This is a genomic window from Streptomyces sp. 8L (assembly GCF_020176795.1).
Taxonomy (GTDB): domain Bacteria; phylum Actinomycetota; class Actinomycetes; order Streptomycetales; family Streptomycetaceae; genus Streptomyces.
Genome location: NZ_JAIUKE010000221.1, coordinates 1 through 4030, shown reverse-complemented (window position 1 = coordinate 4030; position 4030 = coordinate 1). Strand labels below are relative to the sequence as shown.

Below are 4030 nucleotides of genomic sequence, written 5' to 3'. Positions count from 1 at the left end.
AGCGGCCGAGCCGTCACCGGGGGCGGACGCACCGGGGCTGGCGCGAGGGGCGCGCCCGCCATCGCGGGCGCGCCCCTCGGCGGCTGTGCGCTCGGCCGGCTGTGCGTTCGGCCGGGTGCGTCCCGTGCCGGTCAGCCCGCCAGGCAGGACGGGCCGAGCAGCACCTTCAGGTCACCGAACAGCGCGGGGTCGGGCTGCACCCGGTGCCGGTCGAGCCGGAGCACGGTCGTCTTGCGTGCGCCCTGGAGCTTGATCCGCACCTCGGAGTTGCCGCGGTGGTTGCCGAGGATCTCGCCGAGCCGGCTGACCATCGGCGGCGTGACCCGCACGGTGGGGATCGTGATGGTGACGGGCGCGTTGGTGCCCGCGTTGGACAGGTCGGGCACGGACATCTCCATCGCGACGAGCCGGGGGATGTCCTCGCGCTTGTCCAGGCGGCCCTTGACGAAGACGACGGTGTCCTCCACCAGCTGCGTCGACACCAGTTGGTACGTGGCCGGGAAGAACATGCACTCGATGGAGCCCGCGAGGTCCTCGACGGTCGCGATGGCCCACGCGTTGCCCTGCTTGGTCATCTTGCGCTGGAGGCCCGAGATGATGCCGCCGATCGTGACGACCGCGCCGTCCGCGTGCTCGCCGGCGGTCAACTGGGAGATCGCCGCGTCGGACTTGTCGGAGAGGATGTGCTCGATGCCGAACAGCGGGTGGTCGGACACGTACAGGCCGAGCATCTCCCGCTCCTGCGCGAGCAGGTAGGACTTGTCCCACTCGACGTCGGAGAACTCCACGTCGAGCCCGAAGCCCGGCTCGTCGGACTCCGTCTCGCCCGCGCCGCCGAACAGGTCGAACTGGCCCTCGGCCTCCTTGCGCTTGACCTGCACCACGTTGTCGATCATCGGTTCGTGGTGGGCGACGAGGCCCTTGCGGGTGTGCCCCATCTCGTCGAACGCGCCGGCCTTGATCAGGGACTCGACCGTGCGCTTGTTGCACACCACGGCCTCGACCTTGTCAAGGAAGTCGGGGAAGGTGCTGTACTTCCCCTTCGCCTTCCGGCTCCGGATGATCGAATCCACCACGTTCTGGCCGACGTTGCGCACGGCCGTCAGGCCGAACAGGATCACGTCGTCACCCTGCGCGGCGAAGTTCGGCTGCGACTCGTTGACGTTGGGCGGCAGCACCTTGATGCCCATGCGCCGGCACTCGTTGAGGTAGACGGCCGACTTGTCCTTGTCGTCCTTCACCGAGGTGAGCAGCGCGGCCATGTACTCGGCCGGATAGTTGGCCTTGAGGTACGCCGTCCAGTAGGTGACCAGGCCGTACGCCGACGAGTGCGCCTTGTTGAACGCGTATCCGGCGAACGGGACCAGCACGTCCCACAGCGCCTGGATCGCCTCGTCCGAGTACTTGTTCTTGCGCGCGCCCTCCTGGAAGAGGACGAAGTTCTTCGCGAGCTCGTCGGCCTTCTTCTTGCCCATCACGCGGCGCAGGATGTCGGCCTCGCCGAGCGAGTACCCGGCGACGATCTGCGCCGCCTTCTGGACCTGCTCCTGGTACACGATCAGGCCGTGGGTCAGGCCCAGAACCTCCCGCAGAGGCTCTTCGAGCTCCGGGTGGATCGGCGTGATCTCCTGCTGGCCGTTCTTGCGGAGCGCGTAGTTCGTGTGCGAGTTCATGCCCATCGGGCCCGGCCGGTACAGGGCCGACACGGCGGAGATGTCCTCGAAGTTGTCGGGCTTCATCAGCCGCAGCAGGGACCGCATAGGCCCGCCGTCGAACTGGAAGACGCCGAGCGTGTCGCCCCGGCACAGCAGCTCGTACGTCTTCGGGTCGTCCAGCGGGATGGCGAGGAGGTCGAGGTCCCTCCCCTTGTTGGACTTCACCATCTTGACGGCGTCGTCCATGATCGTCAGGTTGCGCAGGCCGAGGAAGTCCATCTTCAGCAGGCCGAGCGACTCGCACTGCGGGTAGTCCCACTGCGTGATGGTGACGTTGTCCGTGTGCCGGACCCAGACCGGCGCGTGGTCGACGATGGGCTCGCTGGACATGATGACGCCCGCGGCGTGCACGCCCATCTGCCGCACCAGGCCCTCGACGCCCTTGGCGGTGTCGATGACCTTCTTGACGTCCGGCTCGTTCTCGTACATCCCCCGGATCTCGCCCGCCTCGCCGTAGCGCGGGTGCTTCGGGTCGGTGATGCCGGAGAGGTCGATGCCCTTGCCGAGGACGTCGGCGGGCATCGCCTTCGTGAGCCGGTCGCCCATCGCGTACGGGTAACCCAGCACGCGCGCCGAGTCCTTGATGGCGTTCTTCGCCTTGATCTTGCCGTACGTGCCGATCATGGCGACCTTGTCGGCGCCGTACTTCTCCGTCACGTACCGGATGACCTCGACGCGCCTGCGTTCGTCGAAGTCGATGTCGACGTCGGGCATGGAGATGCGCTCGGGGTTCAGGAACCGCTCGAAGATCAGCCCGTGCGTGATCGGGTCGAGGTCGGTGATGCCCATGGCGTACGCGACGATCGAACCGGCCGCGGAGCCTCGGCCGGGACCCACCGCGATGCCGTTGTTCTTGGCCCACATGATGAAGTCGGCGACCACGAGGAAGTAGCCGGGGAACCCCATCTGGATGATGATGTCCATCTCGTACTCGGCCTGCTTCTGCCGGTCGTCGGGAACACCGCCCGGGTAGCGGCGGGCCATGCCGCGCTTCACCTCCTCCTGGAACCAGGTGATCTCGGTGAAGCCCTCGGGGATGTCGAACTTCGGCATCAGGTCGCGCTTCTCGAACATGCCGGTGGTGTCGATCTGCTCCGCCACCAGGAGGGTGTTCGCACAGCCCTGCTGCCACGCGTCCGACGAGTCGATCGCGTACATCTCCTCGGTCGACTTCAGGTAGTAGCCCGTGCCGTCGAACCGGAAGCGGTCCGGGTCGGAGAGGTTCTTGCCGGTCTGGATGCACAGCAGCGCGTCGTGCGCCGTGGCCTCCTGCGCGTACGTGTAGTGCGAGTCGTTCGTGACCAGCGGGGGGATGCCGAGCTTCTTCCCGATCTCCAGCAGCCCGTCGCGGACCCGGCTCTCGATCTCGATGCCGTGGTCCATCAGTTCGAGGAAGTACCGGTCCTTGCCGAAGATGTCCTGATACTCGGCGGCGGCCTTGAGTGCCTCCTCCTTCTGGCCGAGCCGCAGCCGCGTCTGGAGCTCGCCCGACGGGCAGCCGGTGGACGCGATCAGCCCCTCCGACCACTTCGAGAGGGTCTCCTTGTCCATACGCGGCCACTTCTGGAGCCAGCCCTCCGCGTACGCGTCGGACGACAGCCGGAAGAGGTTGTGCAGCCCCGTCGCGTTCGCCGCCCAGATCGTCTTGTGCGTGTAGCCGCCGGAACCCGACACGTCGTCGCGCTTCTGGTGCGGCTGGCCCCACTGGATCTTGCGCTTGTGCTTGCGCGACTCGGGGGCCACATAGGCCTCGATCCCGATGATCGGCGTGACCTCCGCCTTCTTCGCCTGATGGAAGAAGTCGTACGCGCCGTGGAGATTGCCGTGGTCCGTCATCGCAATGTGCGACATGCCCATCTCCTTGGCGGCGGAGAACATGTCGGACAACCGCGCGGCACCGTCCAGCAGCGAGTACTGGGTGTGCACGTGCAGGTGCGTGAACGGCGGCTTGGTCACGGTGGGGCCTCCAGCGGGCGCTTCGGGATCTGTCTCCGGCGACGTCGTGGAGTCTACGACCCGGCACTGACAGCCGCGGGGCGTACGTCCGGATCGGCGGCGGCCGCCGGCGGGCCCCGCGTGTACTCCTTCCGGGCCGCCGGGCGCGGCCCCGCACGCCTCTCCCGCCCCGTCCTCCTACACTCCCGTCTCCCGCTCTCCCGTCTCCCGCGTGGCGCGCCTCCGGCCTCCCGGCGCGTTCCGGGCACTCGGCACGGGCCCCGGGCGTTGCCTGGGGGGCGGGGGGGGGGGGGGGGCGGGCCGGCCGCCCGCCGCCCCGGCCACGGCCGGGGGGGGGGGGGGGGGCGGCGGCCCCCCCC

The 4030-nt window shown here is 68.4% G+C and carries 1 protein-coding gene; it reads right to left on the bottom strand.

Annotated features, from left to right (window positions below; translation table 11 throughout):
* Positions 1-131 precede the first annotated feature (131 nt).
* A complete protein-coding gene (gene dnaE / locus LCE31_RS19350) occupies positions 132-3671 on the bottom strand; it encodes a DNA polymerase III subunit alpha (RefSeq protein WP_225015824.1) in 3540 nt (1179 codons plus the stop codon).
* Between the last annotated feature and the right edge of the window lie 359 nt (positions 3672-4030).